Annotated in this window: 13 protein-coding genes; 4 read left to right on the forward strand and 9 right to left on the reverse strand. The window is 38.0% G+C overall.

The window, feature by feature from the left end:
- Window positions 1-28: 28 nt before the first annotated feature.
- Window positions 29-988 (forward strand): diacylglycerol/lipid kinase family protein, encoded by a 960-nt coding sequence (locus IGL37_RS10520; RefSeq protein WP_002356498.1) that lies wholly within the window; start codon window positions 29-31, stop codon window positions 986-988.
- 66 nt (window positions 989-1,054) lie between these two features.
- On the opposite strand, the gene recD2 is transcribed toward IGL37_RS10520, so the two are convergent.
- From recD2 to IGL37_RS10540, 4 genes are all read right to left on the reverse strand, one after another.
- Window positions 1,055-3,664, reverse strand: a complete 2,610-nt coding sequence (gene recD2, locus IGL37_RS10525; protein WP_002397079.1) for an SF1B family DNA helicase RecD2 — start codon at window positions 3,662-3,664, stop codon at window positions 1,055-1,057.
- A gap of 26 nt (window positions 3,665-3,690) precedes the next feature.
- The gene (locus tag IGL37_RS10530; protein ID WP_002365042.1) at window positions 3,691-4,335 is read right to left on the reverse strand and encodes a histidine phosphatase family protein; all 645 of its coding nucleotides are present in this window, start codon (window positions 4,333-4,335) and stop codon (window positions 3,691-3,693) included.
- Between the two features lie 216 nt (window positions 4,336-4,551).
- Entirely contained in the window at window positions 4,552-5,058 is a 507-nt protein-coding gene (gene trmL / locus IGL37_RS10535) for a tRNA (uridine(34)/cytosine(34)/5-carboxymethylaminomethyluridine(34)-2'-O)-methyltransferase TrmL (RefSeq protein WP_002356493.1), read from the reverse strand.
- A 311-nt stretch (window positions 5,059-5,369) separates the two neighbouring features.
- Window positions 5,370-6,215 (reverse strand): methyltransferase domain-containing protein, encoded by an 846-nt coding sequence (locus tag IGL37_RS10540; RefSeq protein WP_002372268.1) that lies wholly within the window; start codon window positions 6,213-6,215, stop codon window positions 5,370-5,372.
- A 129-nt stretch (window positions 6,216-6,344) separates the two neighbouring features.
- Between IGL37_RS10540 and cutC the strand changes: the two genes are divergently transcribed.
- A complete protein-coding gene (gene cutC / locus IGL37_RS10545; RefSeq protein WP_002359565.1) occupies window positions 6,345-6,974 on the forward strand; it encodes a copper homeostasis protein CutC in 630 nt (209 codons plus the stop codon).
- 117 nt (window positions 6,975-7,091) lie between these two features.
- Here cutC and mgtE read toward each other — a convergent pair whose 3' ends face one another.
- The 4 genes from mgtE to IGL37_RS10565 are packed head-to-tail and all read right to left on the reverse strand — an operon-like array spanning window position 7,092 to window position 10,869.
- Window positions 7,092-8,453, reverse strand: a complete 1,362-nt coding sequence (mgtE, locus tag IGL37_RS10550; RefSeq protein ID WP_002362548.1) for a magnesium transporter — start codon at window positions 8,451-8,453, stop codon at window positions 7,092-7,094.
- A gap of 30 nt (window positions 8,454-8,483) precedes the next feature.
- On the reverse strand, window positions 8,484-9,377 hold the full coding sequence (locus tag IGL37_RS10555; protein WP_002362281.1) for an RluA family pseudouridine synthase: 894 nt from the start codon (window positions 9,375-9,377) through the stop codon (window positions 8,484-8,486).
- 7 nt (window positions 9,378-9,384) lie between these two features.
- The gene (locus tag IGL37_RS10560; protein WP_002356486.1) at window positions 9,385-10,182 is read right to left on the reverse strand and encodes an NAD kinase; all 798 of its coding nucleotides are present in this window, start codon (window positions 10,180-10,182) and stop codon (window positions 9,385-9,387) included.
- A gap of 12 nt (window positions 10,183-10,194) precedes the next feature.
- The gene (locus IGL37_RS10565) at window positions 10,195-10,869 is read right to left on the reverse strand and encodes a GTP pyrophosphokinase (protein ID WP_002356484.1); all 675 of its coding nucleotides are present in this window, start codon (window positions 10,867-10,869) and stop codon (window positions 10,195-10,197) included.
- Between the two features lie 196 nt (window positions 10,870-11,065).
- Here IGL37_RS10565 and IGL37_RS10570 point away from each other — a divergent pair, with 196 nt between their 5' ends.
- Both IGL37_RS10570 and IGL37_RS10575 read left to right on the forward strand, forming a co-directional pair.
- Window positions 11,066-11,644, forward strand: a complete 579-nt coding sequence (locus IGL37_RS10570) for a CYTH domain-containing protein (RefSeq protein WP_002356483.1) — start codon at window positions 11,066-11,068, stop codon at window positions 11,642-11,644.
- Between the two features lie 63 nt (window positions 11,645-11,707).
- Entirely contained in the window at window positions 11,708-12,367 is a 660-nt protein-coding gene (locus IGL37_RS10575) for a ClpXP adapter SpxH family protein (protein WP_002370511.1), read from the forward strand.
- Between the two features lie 91 nt (window positions 12,368-12,458).
- Here IGL37_RS10575 and pepF read toward each other — a convergent pair whose 3' ends face one another.
- Window positions 12,459-14,270, reverse strand: coding sequence for an oligoendopeptidase F (pepF, locus tag IGL37_RS10580; RefSeq protein WP_002380671.1), 1,812 nt, complete (start codon window positions 14,268-14,270; stop codon window positions 12,459-12,461).
- Window positions 14,271-14,312 lie beyond the last annotated feature (42 nt).

Consider the following 14,312-nt stretch of genomic DNA (forward strand, 5'->3'; position numbering starts at 1 on the left):
GACAATAGCGATTCAAAGGAGGAGCTCAATGAACATTCACTACTATCTTATTATCAACGAGCAGGCAAGTAGCGGCAATGGCCGAAAAGTCGCTAGAAAAGTGATTCAACAACTCAAGCAACAAGAACTTAAATATACGGCTCTTTACACTGATTACGCTGGACATGAAAAAGAATTGACGAAGGAACTTGCAGAAACAACTTTACTTCCTTGGTCTGAAGACTTAGACGTTTCAACTTTTCCAATCCTAGTCGTGCTAGGCGGCGATGGCACACTACATAATGTCATTAATTCATTACTTCCATATGATTCAGCTATTCCTTTAAGCTATATTCCATGCGGCTCTGGAAATGATTTTGCACGAGGGGTGGGATTATCAAGAAATATTGATAAAGCATTGCATCAAATCCTGCGCACCAGACGACCAAAAGAAATTCAAACGATTCATTATGTAGAAGCCAACCAAGAAGAAATCGGCTTAGCCACCAATAATGTTGGCTTAGGATTAGATGCGGCAATCGTGGAAAAAACCAACGAATCGTCATCAAAAAAAGCCTTAAATAAATTTAAGCTTGGCTCGCTTTCCTATATTTCTTCAATCATTCATGTCTTTTTTAAACAAAAAGGCTTTCCAATTTTAGTTGAAATGAATGGTAAACAATACACATTTAATCGTGCTTTCCTATGTACGGTCACAAATCATCCTTATTTTGGCGGGGGCGTATCAATTATGCCGACGGCCAATCCTCGCAAAGCAGTCGTGGACTTAGTTGTCGTGGAACGAATCAATATTTTTAAAATTTTGTGGCTTATTTTCCTATTGCTTCGCCAAAAACAAGGGAAATCTAAACATTTTCATCATTTTCAATCAAGTAAAATTCGAATTGTTTCGACGATTCCACAAACCATTCACGCAGATGGCGAGATTTTAGGCAAACGAAGTATTGATATGGTTTATACCACACAAAAACGTTTGTTTTGGTTTTAACTGAGTCCCTTAAGGTTGAAAAAGAGTGCCATAAGTCAAAACGACTTATGGCACTCTTTCCTTTTCTCACATAAATTGATAAGGCGTCGTATCCTTCATTCCAATCATTGGATCAACAGCATTTGTTTGAATAATTTCGACTGTTAGTCGTGGTTCTTTTGGTAATGGTTCTTCGACAACTTTTGTCGCTTTCTTTGCTGTTTCTGGGGTTGACTCTTCCCCTTCATCAGCAAATAGTGAAACTTCTTGTACCGTTGTGTCAACTAATTGCTCGTCTGTTTCTTTGATCTGATCGGCTTTCGTTGATTGCTGTTCATTTTCATAAGAGACAGCTTTTGTTTCTTTTTCAGTAAATGGATGGTCTGCCGTTAAACCTTCTTCATAGGCTTCTAACTGAGTTCTAGTCGTTAAGGTCATTTGTTCTGCGTTCACGATTCGTTCTTTTAGCATCGTCATGCGACTAGCCGATTCGTTTTTGACACATGTTTCAAAAGCAGAAACCTCACCTAGTAGAATTAATAATTCTTTACTACGTGTCACTGCTGTATACAGCAAATTTCGTTGCAGCATTCGGCTATACTGATGAACCATTGGCAGTAACACCATGCGGAATTCACTACCTTGCGCTTTATGAATCGAACAACAATACGATAGCGTAATTTTATTCCATTCATTTCTTTTATACGTTACTTCATTATTATCAAACTGTAAAACCAACTCGTCCACTTTGTCCTCTGAGTCTTTGGCTAAAGTAATTCCGACGATTTCTCCCATATCTCCATTGAACACATTTAATTCTGGCGTATTGACTAGTTGCAAAACTTTGTCCCCGATCCGATAGACGGTGTCATTCCACTTGACTTCTTTTTTCTTCCCCTCATTTGGATTGAAGATTTCTTGCATCATTTTATTCAAGGCATCAATGCCAGCTGCGCCACGATACATTGGCGCTAAAACTTGAATATCTTGTGGCGTAAACCCTTTTGCTTTTGCCTTTGTGACGATTTGTCGAATGTATTCTTCAATATGACCAATATCACTTGCAAAGAACGAGCGATCCTTTTGATTTTTTTGAAAATCAGTAGGCAATTTTCCTTCTTTAATTTCATGGGCAAGAGGAATAATACTTGAACCGTCTCCTTGACGATAAATTTCGTTTAACTCACATTTGGGAATTTCGTTAATTTGCAATAAGTCATGTAAGACTTGACCTGGACCGACAGACGGTAGCTGATCCTTATCACCAACAAAAATCACTTGCATGTTTGTCGGAATAGCTTTTAATAACGTATTGGCTAACCAAGTATCCACCATTGACATTTCATCTACAATTAGCAAACCGCCTTCTAATTCTTTGGCGGTTAAACTCGGATTTTTTTCACGACCTGTCAAGCCTAACAAACGGTGGATGGTACTTGCAGGTAAACCTGTCGTTTCGTTCATACGTTTCGCTGCTCGCCCAGTTGGCGCCGCTAGCAAGATTGGAAACATCTCCTGCGTATAGTCTTTGAGATCTAATGAAAGACCATTTAGTTCCGCAAACAACGAGACAATCCCATTAATAACAGTTGTTTTCCCTGTTCCGGGCCCTCCAGTTAAAATAAATAACGGTGATTTAATCGCTTCTTCAATCGCTGCTTGTTGCGAGTCGCCATACTGAATATTTAAACGTTTCTCAATCATTCGGATATTTTTTTGGACTTCTTCTTCCTCATAATGAATTTCTTTTTTACGAGAAAGTAAACGCTGAATCGAAGTACCAATGCCCCATTCAGAAAAATAGAGACTGTTCTCAAAAAGTTTAGTCTCTTCTTGTTGGATTTTTCCATGTTCGACTAACGTAATGATTTCATTGGCCACTTGATCAGGTGAGATTTCCACTGGGCGACTTGCTTCCAAGGTCCGAATCGCTTCTTCTAATAAAACATCTGCTTGAACATACGTATTGCCTGAACGAATGGAGTGTTCAAACACTTCATGTAAAATCGCCGCTCGAATTCGAACAGCAGAATCCGCCTGAATGCCGATTTGTTCAGCAATATTGTCCGCTCGTTTAAATCCGACTCCCTCAATATCTTCAACTAACTGATAAGGATTTTCTTGAATCACAGAAAGGGTTTCTTCTTGATAGGTTTGATAAATTGAAAAAGCTAACTGACTACCGAAGCCGTATCGATTTAGTCCCACAATCACTTGCTCCATCCCGTGATTCAAGCGAATTGTTTCGACGATTACTTGACGTTTTTTTTCATTTAAAACAGTAACTTCTTCCAAAACACTAGGATCATCAATAATTCGGTCAATCGCACTTTCCCCTAATACTTCAACAATTTTTTCAGCGGTTCGTTTACCAATGCCAGGAAATTTGTCACTTGATAAATAGTTAACCACCCCACTAGCCGAAGTCGGTCTTTCTTGCTGATAACTATCCACCTGAAACTGTCTCCCATAACGAGGATGGTCCACAAAATGACCAAAGAAACGATAGGGTTCCTCTTCTTGAACTTGGCCAAAACTTCCAGTTACTACAATTTCTTTTTCTAAATAATCTGTATTTGTATCGGTCACATTTACAAGAACGACTTTATAAAAATTACTGGGATTTTCAAAAAAGATTGCTTGTACAGTCCCAACAATAAAGGCTTTTTCTTCGTCCTCACCAAAAAGTGTTACCACTACAAGCCCTCCTTTCTGTTGTGCGCTTATTGTGCTTTTTCTTTAGCTAAAAAAGACGTATCATTCCATAACGTTAAGTCGTACGGCATGTTCCTTGATGCCTCTTTGGTTTCAAGGATTGAAAGGCTATTGTTTAACAGCCCGCCCATTGTCCGTAATTCTGATAATGGTTTACCAGCCATCGCTTGGATTGCCGCCGTCAGCGCTGCTCCGTGTCCGACAAATAGAACTGGACCTTCGTGCTGCTTCGCCGCTTCAGCAACTGTTTCTGAAATCCGTTGAATCGCTTGCTCGATTGGTTCACCATCAAAAATTGTTGGATCATACAAATCTAAACGATGCCGTAAATGATCTAATTCTTCTCCATAAAAATTACGCATTTCTTCAATATATTGTCCTTCTAAACGACCTAAACCTAATTCTTTTAAGCTATCTGTATAAACAATTTCAACTGGACGATTCAATTCTTGTTGAATTCCCCGCGCAGTATTTTTGGCACGTAATAGCGGACTAGAATAAATTTTTTCAAACGGAATATCTTGTAAATATTGGCCTAATTGTTTAATTTCGTCATAACTAGTTGGTAATAACGGCGAATCTCCTGTCATTCCTTGAAATCGTTTCTGTTGATTCCATTCAGTTTTTCCATGTCGTGTAAAATATAATTTCATGTAACTTCTCCAAACTTCTTTATCTCTTCATATGTCTTTCTAGTTTATCACTTCCCTGCGAAAATATCCATGGAAGTTTCTAGTAATCCAAGCAAAATAAGCCTAGAACAAAAATCTAAATTGTTTTTTGTTCTAGGCTTGAAAATTGGGCAACAGTAAAAATAAAACCACTTTCTTCTGACATTTTTGAAAAAAGCGCTACTGTCTTAACTTTTTTTAATCCAATTTATCATTTTCATAATGATGCGTCAGTTCTAAGTTCGGAAAATTTTGCTGACGTAAGGCTTCATAAACAATTAGTGCGGCAGTGTTAGAAAGATTCAATGAGCGCACATGTTCATCATTCATAGGAATTCGGATACACTTTTCTTCGTTTTCTCGCATAAACGTTTCTGGTAAGCCCGTTGTTTCTTTTCCAAAAAGGAAATAATGGTCCTCGCCATCATTATAATTGACCTCGCTGTACGTTTGGTGAGCAAATTTGGTTACTAAATGCAAGTGTTTGCCTGCCACATGGGCTAAAAAGGCAGCCAAATCTTTATGATACGTAATATTTACATCATTCCAATAATCTAATCCGGCACGTTTTAAGTGTTTATCATCTGTTGAAAATCCTAAAGGTTCAATTAAATGCAACGGTGTATTCGTCGCTGCACATGTCCGTGCAATATTTCCAGTATTTGCTGGAATTTGTGGTTCAAATAAAACAATATGGTTCGTCAACTATCTTCAGCTCCTCAAATATCAATCGTGTTCATTTTAGCATAAATTCAAAATAAATAGCGCCCACAATACTTATTTTCAAAAAAAACCGCATGACGCGATGATGTCAGGCGGCAGCTATTCTAACCAATAAAAAAAACGTACCGTCTCGGTGTCTAGCACGGCGAGTCGTTACGTTAGTGAAGGTCTCTTCACTAACTTTTATCAGAACAGGACCCTGATAAAAACCAATGAAAAAACAACTTGTAAGTAATATAACACCAATGTCACTTTATTGCAAGACTTTTTTAGGATTTTCTTCACAAAAAAGTCTATCTTTTACGACCTACTAACAAGCGGACGTCAATCGTGATTTTTTCCAATGGTCGCTGTTGTAGTTTGGCTTTAACTTCTTGAGAAACTTGCCACTCTAATGGCGACATTTCTAATAAATCCAACCGTCTTTCCTCGGGAATGTCAAAGCAATAAGTTATTCGTTCATCTACTTCCACTGCTAATTCCTCGGCAAAACGTTGGACTACTTTTTGATTGGAATAACTTTGTTTCTTTTCGTCATTGGGATAAAAAGCCGCTCGTAATTCCTTTAAATAATTCTCTTCAGGAATAATTTTAATCACAGTCCCGTCAGCTTTTAGTACTCGCCGAAATTCTTGATAATGTGAAGGAGAAAAAATATTTAAAATCGTATCAAGCCCTTGATCCGCAAATGGCAAATTCGTTAAATCCGCCACACACCAAAACGCATCAATTGGCTGATTACTTGCTAAATAGATTCCTTCCTTTGATAAATCAAACCCGATTTTCAGTCCAGATAAGCCTGCTTGACTTAACTCAGCAAGAAAACTCCCTTCACCACAACCAACATCGACTACTGTTTTATTTTGAGGAAGATAGTGCATAATTTTGTTTAAAACAGGCGCGTACATGCCACTTTGAATCATTTTTCCCCGAGAAGTAAACATTTTTTTATTATATTCTGTCTGAACGCCATGATTTAGAAAGTATAGCGTGCCTTTCTTGGATAAATCAAATTGATGCCTCTGTTGACAAATCAGACCAACCCCTTCTACATGCATTGGTTCATGACAAGTTGGACAGCGAAATACGGCTGCTTCTTTTTTCAATAATTGTTGTGCTCGTTCAATTTTCTTTAACATTTAAAACTCCTTACGTTCATCAAATGAACATTTTCTCTTATAAAAAGTTGCACTCTTTTTTTCAGGGCTATGGTAGTAAGCAGAATTATGGTACAATGCCTGTGAAGAAAAAGCAAGGAGCGATAAGAAATGATTAAAGAATTCTGTGCCGAAAATTTCACTAAGATTCCCCAAGCCATTCAAAAAGGTGCGAATCGCATCGAATTATGCGATAACTTAGCCGTGGGTGGAACGACGCCAAGTACTGGTGTTATTGAAGAAGTCTTAGCATACGCTGGCGAACATTCTGTACCAGTGATGACAATCATTCGTCCTCGTGGCGGCAATTTTGTCTATAATGATATTGAATTAAAAATTATGCATACCGATTTAATCGAAGCAAAGAAATTAGGAACCGACGGCATTGTTATTGGCTGTTTAACTGAGGACGGTTGGTTAGATGAAGAAGCTTTGGACTTATTCATTGAAACAGCTGAAGGCTTGCAAATCACTTTCCATATGGCTTTTGATGCCTTGTCGAAAGAAAACCAATTTAAGGCGATCGACTGGTTAGCTGAGCGTGGTGTGACACGTATTTTAACTCATGGCGGGCCAGCTGGTACCCCTATCGAAGACAACTTTGATCATTTAAAAGAATTAATTGCCTACGCAGATCAACGGATTCTTATTTTACCAGGTGGCGGTATTTCCACAGAAAACGTTCAAACTGTGATGGACACTTTAAAAGTCACAGAAGTCCATGGCACAAAAATTGTTTAATTTCTTGTATCTAAAAAAGTGAGGTAGCCGTCGTATTATCGGCTATCTCACTTTTTTGATTTCAAGCAAACCAACGAATCCTTTTACCTCAGTCTCATGATAAATAAGTGCAATTTTTTAAACAAAATAACGCATAAACATGCTGGCAATATTGAAATAAATTAATACACTGGTTAAATCACTTAAGGTAGTAATAAACGGACCACTGGCAACTGCGGGATCAAACCCTAATTTATCCATTAACATTGGGATTAAACTCCCTGCTAAATTCGCCACAGTAATTGCACAGAGCATTGCCATCCCAATCACAAATCCAAGCGGAAGATTATGTTGCCACACGCCAACCACAATCATAATGGTTAAACCTGTCACAGCCCCCGTCACTAGTCCCGTGAGTACTTCACTTAAGATTAAGCGACCAAAATTACTATCCTTTTCATCTTTCATAGCCAAACGGCGTACCGCGACCGCCAATGATTGTGTCCCGGCATTGCCGGCTGTTCCGGTAATTAAAGAAATAAAAACGGCTAAAATACTCGCTTCGCTAACTAACGACTCATAATTACTGATTAACGAGGCCGTAGACATTCCTAAAAACAATAGCGTAATTAACCAAGGTAATCGTTTAGAAGCGGCTTTTAAAGGGTTCTCACTAACTTCTTCAACGTCGACCCCGGCTAAACCAGAGTAGTCGCTAGCGGCCTCATCATCGATAACATCAATAATATCATCAACTGTTACAATCCCCAACAAATGATCATCATAATCTGTAACTGGCACAGCTAAGAAGTCATAGTCACGAATTGTTTGCGCGACATCTTCTTGGTCATCGCCAACATGAACTGAAATAACCCGTTCATTCAAAATATCAGCAATCAAGGTATCATCATCATTAACAATTAAATCCCGCAACGAAATAACGCCGACTAAATGATTTTCTTGGTCGACTACGTAAACGTAATAGATTGTTTCCGCCATGTCCGCTTGATTCTTTAAGACGTACATCGCAGAACGCACTGTTTGATTCGCCACAATCGAAACAAATTCGGTGGTCATAATCGCCCCAGCAGTTTCATCTTCGTAATGAAGTAACTCTTTAATTTCGCCTGCTTCTTCACTACTTAACAAACTAAGATATTTCGCCTTTTGACTCTTATCTAACATATTTAGTAAATCCACCGCATTATCGGTATACATCTCAGCTAACATATCGGCTGCATAACTTGGACGCATTTCAGCTAAATAATCTTTCATATTCTCATTATCTTCTTCGATAACATCAAACATATCCGCTAGTTCTTTCGGAGATAGGTAATTGTATAAATGTTGTCGGTCTTTTTCATCTAACGATTGGTAAAATTGTCCTTGTTCATAAATGTGTAACGCTAAAAATAGCTCACGAAATTCGTTCATTTGTTGATTTTTTAGCGTTTCTAAAAGAAGGGCAAATTGCTCTTCCATTTCTTGGCCTTCATTCATCTTACACTTTCCCCTCCTGCCTCTTTATTATTATAACGTATCATCTACACTTTTCATATCCTCCGCTAGTGGGGAAATCAGATGAACCGTTTCTTTGGTAAAAGGATGAGTAAAAATTAGTTCCATGCAATGCAACGCTTGCCGCTCAATTCCTTGATCCATCTTTCCATGATACATCTCATCCCCTAACAATGAACAGCCAATTGCTTCAAAATGTACCCGAATTTGATGTGTTCGTCCTGTATGGAGCTGAATGCGCACAGCTGCTGCTTGGGCTCCTCTTTTTGCGAGCCAATATTCTGTACTAGCAAATTGACCTGTTTCGATAACTTGGCGTTTTAATAAAGAGGACAAGTCGCGCCCAATTGGCTTTTCAATCAATTGATGCTCGTTTAACTGCTCAATCGCTCCACCAACAAGGGCATAATAAATTTTTGTCACCTTTTTTTCTCGTAATTCTTGGTCAATTAAAGCATGAGCAAAGCCGTGTTTCGCAAATAACATCAGCCCAGAAGTATCTCGATCTAAACGAGTCACGACATGAATAACTTGATTCACGTAATTTTGTCGCTTGTAATACCCCTTAACACGATTCGCCATCGTTCCTGAAGGATGATACTGAGCAGGTATTGAGGCAATGCCAGCGGGCTTATTAACTACTAAAAAATGATCATCTTCAAACACAATTTCAATCGGTTCATCATCTGTTAATAATGTCTCATGTTCCGCTTCATCTGGAATCGTCATTTTAACGACATCGCCAGTTTGTAAAGGATAGATGGCATTTTGAACGGTCCCATTCACTTGAATTTTACCACCCTGAAATTTAACCTTAGCTAATAACCCTTTTGAAACGCCTTGTTCCTTTAAAAAATATTTCACTTGTTGTGTTGTTTCTTTGTCATATGTCCATTGAAATTCCATCGTTTAATTAATCCTCACCAATAAAGGCATCTTTCACTCGATGCCAAAAATGCATGTGCCGATAAGAGGCAAAATGAATCCGTTCGTCTGCAATTCGATAGCAGACAGAAGCGATATTTTCTTGATAAATATCTAATTGGTCCACCGTGACAAAATAATCATCACTTTCCTGTAATTTAATCTCCAGCCACTCCGTATGTGCGATTACAATCGGTGACCCCAATGTTCGAAAGACACGATTGTTTAAGGAGGCGATTTCGGTTAACTGAAACGCATTAATGCTAGGATGCAAAACAGCCCCACCAATACTTTTATTATACGCAGTCGAGCCGGTTGGGGTCGAAATCGACAACCCATCACCACGAAATCGTTCAAACAGTTCGTCTTTAATAAACACATCGCCCACCATCGTCCGGTTTCCTCGTTTAATTGTCGATTCATTTAATGCTAAAAAATGTTTATCCGGTTTCCCATCTCTAAACCGAATCCGCACATCTAATAATGGATAACTCGTACTTTTTTCACGATGAATACACAAACTTTCAACTAGTTCTTTTAATTCATAATCACGCCAATCTGTATAGAAACCCAAGTGTCCGGTATGTACACCTAAGAAACTTACTTCGTTTAACAGATGATTAAATCGATGAAAAGCGGAAAGAAGCGTACCATCTCCGCCGACTGAAATCACAAGTTCAGGTTGACGATTGTCTATTTGAATTTGGTTTTGCTCTAATAGTGTTGTCAGTTGTTTTGTGACTTGTTTCGATTTTTCTTCCGAGTTATGAACAATCGCCACTTTCATAAGCAGACTCCTTTACTGATTTTCTGGTGTTTCGTTTTTAATTTGCTTATAGTATTCGTTTTCTAGCAATCCACGGCCATGAGAGAAGTAATGTTGTGCTTCTTGAATTTCTTCACGAATAGATGACATCTCTTCATCTAATAAATAGGCTGCCTCTGCCGCTCGCTGAAGGCGTTCTTTCATTTCTTCAGGAAAGACACCTTGATATTTATAATTCAAAGAATGTTCAATCGTTGCCCAAAAATTCATGGAGAGTGTCCGAATTTGGATTTCGGCCAAAATAATCTTTTCCCCGGTGACTAATTGCACAGGATATTCCACCACCACATGGTACGAACGATAGCCACTTTCTTTTTTATTTTCAATGTAGTCCCGTTCTTCCACAATTTTTAAGTCTTTACGATTTCTTAAAAGTGCGACTACCTGGTAAATGTCTTCCACAAATTGGCACATAATCCGCAAACCAGCAATGTCTTGCATTTCTTCTTCAATCCGATTTAAAGGAATATGCCGAATTGCCGTCTTTGTCAAAATACTATCTACTGGTTTCACACGTCCTGTAACGAATTCAATTGGTATGTGTTTATCTTGCTCCCGAAATTGTTTACGAATACCTCGTAGTTTTACTTTTAATTCGCTGACCGCCTGTTCATATGGCGCTAAAAACAGCTCCCACTCTCGTTCCATGGTAGATCCCTCAATTTCCTTGAATTTCATTCACTGATTATTTTACCACAGTCCTCCCTAAAATAGGGTGTTATTCGCTATTTGATTTCCAAACGCCTTTCATTAGAAAAATTTTTCACAGAGAAGACCACTTTTCTTGACGGAAACCTATATAATATGTGAAAATTGGAGTGATTTAAGAAAGAGAGAGAACCCCATGAGTGAGCACTTAGAAATTGAATTTAAAACATTAGTTAGTCCGCAAGATTTCAAACGATTAATCGACCATTTTGCTATTCAAAAAACGGACTTTTTTACGCAAACAAATCATTATTTTGATACGGACGATTTTCAATTAAAAGCACAACGAATGGGCTTAAGAATTCGCGTATTAGCAGATCGTGGTGAGTTAACCTTAAAAGTTCCTGCGCCAGAAGGATTATTAGAAATCAATGACCCTTTATCGCTTGAGACGGCGAACCACTTTATCAAAAGGAATCACCTCCCTACTGAGGGGGCTGTGGCGAAGAAATTACAAGAATTAGGTATTGAAATCGCCTCGATCCATTTAATTGGTTCATTAAAAACAGCACGTGCAGAAAAACAAATTCCTCAAGGACTACTTGCGTTAGACGAAAGTTGGTATAACCAACAGCACGATTTTGAATTAGAGTTAGAAGTTACTGAAGCTGAAAGCGGCAAGCAAGCGTTTCAAACATTAATGGCTGATTTGAACATTCCCATTACGCTTGCACCTAACAAGATTCAACGCATGATGCGGACCACTGCCCCTTAGTATTCGAAGCACTGACGTTCTGGCACCTGTATTTGAAAAAGCATGGCATTGGAGGAAGTATGAATGGTTGAAATTTATTTGTTCGTCAATCCTTTAGGCGGCGTCTGTTTAGAAATTGAAAAAGAAATTATACAATTGTCTGTTAACGACAAGAAGAAAATACAATTGCGCTTTATTCCTTTATTAAACATGAAAACGATCAATGAATTTTTAAGTCGTCAACATATTCCGATTAATGACATTAAACGACGGAATCGAATTTTTGAAGATTTATACTCAGCCGCTCTTGACTATAAAGCAGCACAGTTACAAGGCCGAAAAAAAGGCCGACAATTGTTGATTGGCTTACAAAAAGCAGTAGCTGAAGACGGTCTAGCTTACTCTCCTGAGTTATCAGAAGAACTACTTCTAGCGGCCGGCGGGGATATTGATATGTATCGTAAAGACCGACAATCAGATTTTGTCAAAGAATCTTTCCAAACCGACCAAAAAGTTGCTCGAGAAATGGGGATTAAACAACATCCTACCGCAGTCGTTTACAACTATACTTGCGAGAACGATTTCGGCATTTTAGTCGAAAATTTTGAAAACATGGATGAAATTAAACAACTTTGTCGTGTCCATCCACATAACGAACCGTTGCTGGACCAAGGTGACGCAACCTTTGAATTTAAATGTCGCTCCAATTATCATTTTCCAAATGGACATTTACATTTATTATAAAAAAGATGCTGCGACGAAAGCTGTTAACCAATTATCTTAAGAGTTAAAAAGTGGGATATAAGTCATCTGGACTTATATCCCACTTTTTTGTCTATAATTTTTCAACCAAAGCTTCTAATTCCGTTAAACGTTCTTCAAAAACTTTCATTGCATCTTCGATATACGCGGCTTGTGTCATATCCACGCCCGCTTTTTTCATCACTTCAATTGGGAAGTCACTACTTCCTGCTTTCAAGTAGTTAAGGTACTTCTCTAAAGCTCCTTCTTCTCCAGCTAAAATATGTTTAGACAATGCCGAAGCGGCTGAGAAGCCAGTTGCATATTGATAAACATAGTAATTGTAATAAAAATGTGGAATTCTCGCCCATTCGTAACTGATTTCTTCGTCTCTAACTACTTCTGGTCCATAATATTTAGCATTGAGCTCGCCATAATACTCACTCAAATATTCACTCGTTAATGGCGTGCCTTTAGCATCTTCCGTGTGAATAAAATGTTCAAATTCCGCAAATTGCGTTTGACGGAAAATGGTTCCCTTAAAGCCGTCTAAATAGTGATTTAAGACATACGCACGTACTTTAGGATCTGTTTCTGTTTGTAATAAATATTCTGTTAAAATATTTTCATTTGTGGTTGAAGCAATCTCAGCTAAGAAAATTGAATAGTCGCCATAAACATACGGCTGATTATTTCTTGTATAGTAACTATGAACACTATGGCCCATCTCATGGACTAATGTAAATAGTTGATCCAAACTATCATGCCAATTCATTAAAATGTATGGGGCTGTGTCATAAGCTCCTGAAGAATATGCGCCGCTTCGTTTTCCTTGATTTTCAATCACATCAATCCAGCGACTTGAAAAAGCTTCTTTAACAATAGATAAATAGTCTTCACCTAGTGGTTTTAAAGCCTCAATTGCTTTTTCTTTTGCTTCTTCATAGCTGTAACGAATTGGTGCTTCACCTAGCAAAGGCGCATACAAGTCGTACATGTGTAATTCTTCTACGTTTAATAATTTTTTTCTTAATTTTACATAACGATGTAGCAAAGGTAAATGTTTATTTACTACAGCTACTAATGTTTCGTGAACACTTTCAGGGATATGATTACTTGCTAAAGATGCTGCCCGAGCAGAATCATAATTTCTAATTTTTGCTTTATAATTATGCGTTTTAACATGTGCACCTAAAGTTGAGGCTAAGGTATTTCTAAATTGTTTGTACACTTTGTACAACCCTTTAAATGCTGCTTCACGAACAGATGGATCGACACTTTCCATTAATTGACCATAAACGCCATGAGAAAGTTGAATCGTTTCGCCTTCAGCATTTTGCACAGTTGGAAATTCTAAGTCTGCATTATTTAAAATTGAAAATGTATTACTTGAGGCCCCAAAAATTTCACTAGCCCCCGCCAGTAAAGCTTCTTGTTCCATCGATAAAACATGGGGACGTTCATCTAAAATATTTTGAATATAGTGACGATAAACAGCTAATTTCGGCTGCTCTTCAAAATATCCCCAAATTTGTTCATCACTTAATGTTAAAACCTCTGGATCAAACCAAGAAACAGCTTCACTAACTTGTGCATATAAAGAACTAGCTCTGGCATATAAAGCTTGGTAAGCTGTATTTGTAGTGTCTTGATCATTTTTTAAATGAGAATAGACATATAATGTTTCCACTTTTCTATAGACATCTAAAACGTATTCTAGCGCAGCTAGAAAAGCTTCTGCACCATTCCCTAAGGTTCCTTTAAATGATTCTGCTTGATTTAGCTCTTCTGTCAACTGATTATACGCAACATCAAAAGCAGCATCATCTTTAAAAATTTTGGTTAAATCCCAAGTTAATGGAGTTGGAACTTCATCACGTGTTGGTAATTGTTTAATTTCGCTCATAGTTTACTCTCCTTTAAGAAACGTTTTACTCATTATACTATC

The sequence above is a fragment of the Enterococcus sp. AZ119 genome (assembly GCF_050546175.1).
Classification (GTDB): Bacteria; Bacillota; Bacilli; order Lactobacillales; family Enterococcaceae; genus Enterococcus; species Enterococcus faecalis.

Coding starts and splice junctions, on each gene's coding strand:
- IGL37_RS10520 (WP_002356498.1), top strand. CDS start 29: ATGAACATTCACTACTATCTTATTATCAACGAGCAGGCAAGTAGCGGC.
- IGL37_RS10530 (WP_002365042.1), bottom strand. CDS start 4,335: ATGAAATTATATTTTACACGACATGGAAAAACTGAATGGAATCAACAG.
- IGL37_RS10540 (WP_002372268.1), bottom strand. CDS start 6,215: ATGTTAAAGAAAATTGAACGAGCACAACAATTATTGAAAAAAGAAGCA.
- cutC (WP_002359565.1), top strand. CDS start 6,345: ATGATTAAAGAATTCTGTGCCGAAAATTTCACTAAGATTCCCCAAGCC.
- mgtE (WP_002362548.1), bottom strand. CDS start 8,453: ATGAATGAAGGCCAAGAAATGGAAGAGCAATTTGCCCTTCTTTTAGAA.
- IGL37_RS10555 (WP_002362281.1), bottom strand. CDS start 9,377: ATGGAATTTCAATGGACATATGACAAAGAAACAACACAACAAGTGAAA.
- IGL37_RS10560 (WP_002356486.1), bottom strand. CDS start 10,182: ATGAAAGTGGCGATTGTTCATAACTCGGAAGAAAAATCGAAACAAGTC.
- IGL37_RS10565 (WP_002356484.1), bottom strand. CDS start 10,869: ATGGAACGAGAGTGGGAGCTGTTTTTAGCGCCATATGAACAGGCGGTC.
- IGL37_RS10570 (WP_002356483.1), top strand. CDS start 11,066: ATGAGTGAGCACTTAGAAATTGAATTTAAAACATTAGTTAGTCCGCAA.
- IGL37_RS10575 (WP_002370511.1), top strand. CDS start 11,708: ATGGTTGAAATTTATTTGTTCGTCAATCCTTTAGGCGGCGTCTGTTTA.
- pepF (WP_002380671.1), bottom strand. CDS start 14,270: ATGAGCGAAATTAAACAATTACCAACACGTGATGAAGTTCCAACTCCA.